4 protein-coding genes are annotated in these 3,637 nt (G+C 35.4%); 2 read left to right on the top strand and 2 right to left on the bottom strand.

The features are described 5' to 3' along the window. The first annotated feature begins 601 nt into the window (after positions 1 to 601). Together N9I19_RS24130 and N9I19_RS24125 are read left to right on the top strand one after the other, a co-directional pair. Positions 602 to 982 (top strand): hypothetical protein, encoded by a 381-nt coding sequence (locus tag N9I19_RS24130; protein ID WP_250211678.1) that lies wholly within the window; start codon positions 602 to 604, stop codon positions 980 to 982. Further along, positions 972 to 1,442 carry a hypothetical protein gene (locus tag N9I19_RS24125; protein WP_317779241.1) on the top strand — a complete coding sequence of 157 codons (471 nt, stop codon included), beginning with the start codon at positions 972 to 974 and terminating at the stop codon, positions 1,440 to 1,442. Before N9I19_RS24130 ends, N9I19_RS24125 begins: the two co-directional genes overlap by 11 nt. Before the next feature lie 157 nt (positions 1,443 to 1,599). Here the strand turns inward: N9I19_RS24125 and N9I19_RS24120 are convergent, their stop codons facing one another. Next, positions 1,600 to 2,175 carry a DUF2238 domain-containing protein gene (locus tag N9I19_RS24120; protein ID WP_061463799.1) on the bottom strand — a complete coding sequence of 192 codons (576 nt, stop codon included), beginning with the start codon at positions 2,173 to 2,175 and terminating at the stop codon, positions 1,600 to 1,602. Between the two features lie 4 nt (positions 2,176 to 2,179). Then, entirely contained in the window at positions 2,180 to 2,761 is a 582-nt protein-coding gene (locus N9I19_RS24115; RefSeq protein WP_377405510.1) for a DUF2238 domain-containing protein, read from the bottom strand. Positions 2,762 to 3,637 lie beyond the last annotated feature (876 nt).

The raw sequence follows: 3,637 nt of genomic DNA, 5'->3' as shown, positions 1-3,637 counted from the left end.
ACCACAATAAAAATGAAAAGTAAATATACGTGCAAAATAGCACTTAAAATAAGTGCAAATTATCACCTAAAGTAACAGAGGAGCACCAAGACAGATATGATTGCCGTGTCCAAATGCAATCTGAGGACTTGGATTATGGTGAATATCAAATTCATGGTCGCGTTCAATTTCGTCTCGATTAGCTGATGCAAGCAGAGCTAATATTATTTGGCCTTTTTGTAAGTGTTTGCACCCTTTAAAGCTTAGTTTAAAAGCTACCTATTTCACTAAACTTATCAAAGGAAATTTTTCCTGCTGACAGGATTGTGCTGTTAGCGTGGGCTAAATACTAACATTATAAAAAAACTTCATCATTTTGACCTAACTGGCCCTAAATAGCGAGCTCTTTTTTTATGGTAATATTGTCCTCATATGGTATAATAGTTACAGAGAAAGAGCGTGTTAGCTATTGATAAACCCGAAAACATGCTAAATATTCCTTTTTTATATTTGTTACGTGACTATTATCGTATTTAGTACTTTTAAATCGAGTTTTTGAATAAATCAATATATAATTAGAAAGCGAGATAATAGATTTAAATTTATTAAGGAGGGACATAGAATGATGGAATGGGCTCTAATCATTTTGTTTGGTGTAGCAGTTTTACTGTTCATTTTATCGTTTATTAAAAAGGATTCTGTAAAAGTGGACAGTCAATTGGAACAGCTTGCTATTACTTTTGGAAATGAAATGAATGTATTACAGGAAAAAATCAGGAACATCGAGATAGATGCTGAAATTACGGTGCAAGAGGCAGGCATTCTTGCAATGTCTTCTGAAAAGCGGAACTTGTTGCGTGAAGTACTCGACCTACATAAGCGAGGCTATTCATTTGAAAGCATCGCACTGAAAACAAAACAGACGGAAAATGAGATAGAAGGCTTGCTTACTCCTTACATTAAAACGAAGAGTGAAAGGAGAAATGTGGCCAATGACATCTAAATCAATGCGCAGCTTTGCCGGTGGCCTTATTGTTGCGGCAGGTTTGTGCGGTGCAGTGTATTTCTTTGGTCCAAGTGAAGCGACGGGCACTCCAGAGAAACTAACAGAAGATGAGATGAAAGAATCTCTGGCTTCTGAAGGGTATGTCATACATACAGAAAAAGAATGGGAAGATCAAATTGCTGAAGCAAAGTCGATTAAAGATAAAGCGGAAGCTGAAAAAGAAAATGTAAAAGAACCAACAGAGAAAGTCATATATCGTACAGTTCTGAGAGTGTCTAAAGGCTCGACAAGTATCGATGTGGGTAAAACCCTTCAAAAAGCAAAAGTCATTAAGAATGCCAATAAGTTTTCAGACGAGGTTGAAAAGAAAGGCAAGGCCAACGGGCTACGACCTGGAACATATGTGGTAGATAGTGAGATGACGACGGATAAGATCATATCCATCATATTTAAATGACCATAAAAACCGGCCATCCATGTGATGGTCGGTTTTTATATGCAGTCAACTCAATGTTACCATTTCAATACTTAAGATTTGATTAGCCGATTTTTGCATAAACCTTTAACAATTAAGATGAGATGAAATGGAAGATTGTTAAAACATGTGAACTTTTTCATGTTTTCCTTACCTTAACCTTTGTCCGCACTCCGGCCCACATTGCAATAATGAGACCTCCAACAGTATCGGCGATTAAATCTGTCATTGTATCTTTATTTCCTCCGCCTTGTAATGTCATTCCGAATAATTGATCAGAACTAAATTCGTAGATTTCCCATATAACACCACCAAGTGCTGCGAAAGAGAGGGTAAACAAAAAGACAAACCAGGGGGATATCCCATTACCTGCATTTCTGTGTACCAAACGTTCATATAAAGCAATTGCAGTAAAAGCAAGAAGGGAACCACTTAGAAAATGTAAGAATGTGTCCCACCACCCTAGTCCATACCAGCCTAAAATAGATCCTAAATATTGTGAACCGAACAAGAAGATTAAATAGGAAATGATAATGGGCAGATTGAATTGAAGCTTTGTAAATAGGGCCAATAGCAGGGGAATTGCTCCACAAACCACACCACCTATCGAAACAAGAGATTTGAAAGTTTCATCGGTTGTATAGTAAAAGATAGATAAAGCTGCCATGAAAAGTACATAGACCAAACTAAATGAAATAACTAACTTACGATTCATATGATTACCTCTGCAAATTATCATGATTTTTTTGTACACTAGAATAAATGGAGATAAGAAGACCGCCAGTAAGACCGAAAATCATATCGTACATAGTATCTTTATTACCGCCTCGCTGCATGGTTTGAGTAAAAGTCAGGTCTCCTGCGAACTCATAGACTTCCCAAAGAACAGTGGCAGTGACTGAAAGTGAGAGAACAAATAGAAAGATGACCCAACTTGAAATATCTTTTCGCGCCCCATGAGGGATGAAAAATTTATAGAGAGCAATTCCAACAAAACCGATAAAAATGCCCTTGTAGAAATGAAGGGTAGAGTCCCACCATTTAAAATCCACATAAAAATTTGCGATTGACCCTAAAAATGTCGTACAGAAAACAAAAACATAAAAACCAATAATGATCGGAATGTTAAAGGGATTATGTTTAACAAATAATAATGAAATGGGCAAGGCACTTACCAATATACCCCCAAGAGCTACCATCCATCGGGAAGAATCATCTTTAATGAGGTAAAAGATGAATAAAACAGTCATAAATACTACAAAAACTAAACTAAGAATAATGATTATTTTATGTTTCAACATACCACCTCATTCATAACATTCATTGGATCATCCTATTGTATTCAACCAAAATGCAACGGTGAAAATGGATTTTTTCGAATTTCCAGCCTTTTTTTATGATGACTCTTTATTTGCCGCCAACTCGCATTATTATAATTACTTTACTTTGCTACCATAAGTGCTTTCTTTATAGTGGGCCCAAGAACCAAGATATCCAGAATGATAACCAGAATTAAAATGATTCCTCCGATCAATATCAGGTATAAAAAGCTTTATTCTTTTAGTGAACTTTGAAGGGAAAATCATTAAAAATATAACAGATTTAGTTAGATTTACCAAAATTATCTGGATGTTTTGTATATTGCTTAAGGAATGATAGAAATTTTTAAAAAATAGTAAGTAATATGAAAGGAAATTTCCAACCTTACTTTCAAGACAACAACTACTACAGCTAAAGGAGAAGGGGTATGTAAAACAGCCTTTCCAACTAAATACAAAGGATTAAATGTTGAAACGATCAGGCATTCACCTTTTTGTTTGTTCCTTCCTTCTTAATACTTCTTATTTTTGGCCATTCATGTTCAAGTTATTCACACAGAAATTAATTGCCCTTCTTCAACAATTCATCACCGTTTCATTCGGACTCAATTTTTCTGTCTTTTTCCTAAAAATCCCAATATATTCATTAGAACCGATTCCATTGGTGAAGGTATGGAATCTATCGCGAAATCGCTTTAAAAGAAAAACAATGAATTGCCATTACGAATTATATATTGCTGTTTTCATATTACTCTTATTCCAGAATCAAAATCGCAACCTGGATTTGGAAAAAAGATTGGAGCATGTATCAACACCTTACCGGATAAAGATAGGCATTTCTGCTTGTATGCATAACGG

Origin of the sequence: Peribacillus sp. CSMR9 (assembly GCF_033141925.1) — a bacterium.
GTDB classification, from domain to species: domain Bacteria; phylum Bacillota; class Bacilli; order Bacillales; family DSM-1321; genus Peribacillus; species Peribacillus simplex_A.
This window is presented reverse-complemented; position numbering and strand designations above follow the sequence as displayed.

Bases quoted from the DNA above. Each gene is read 5' to 3' on its own strand.
- N9I19_RS24120 (WP_061463799.1), bottom strand. From the start codon at position 2,175: ATGAATCGTAAGTTAGTTATTTCATTTAGTTTGGTCTATGTACTTTTC.
- N9I19_RS24115 (WP_377405510.1), bottom strand. From the start codon at position 2,761: ATGTTGAAACATAAAATAATCATTATTCTTAGTTTAGTTTTTGTAGTA.
- N9I19_RS24125 (WP_317779241.1), top strand. From the start codon at position 972: ATGACATCTAAATCAATGCGCAGCTTTGCCGGTGGCCTTATTGTTGCG.
- N9I19_RS24130 (WP_250211678.1), top strand. From the start codon at position 602: ATGATGGAATGGGCTCTAATCATTTTGTTTGGTGTAGCAGTTTTACTG.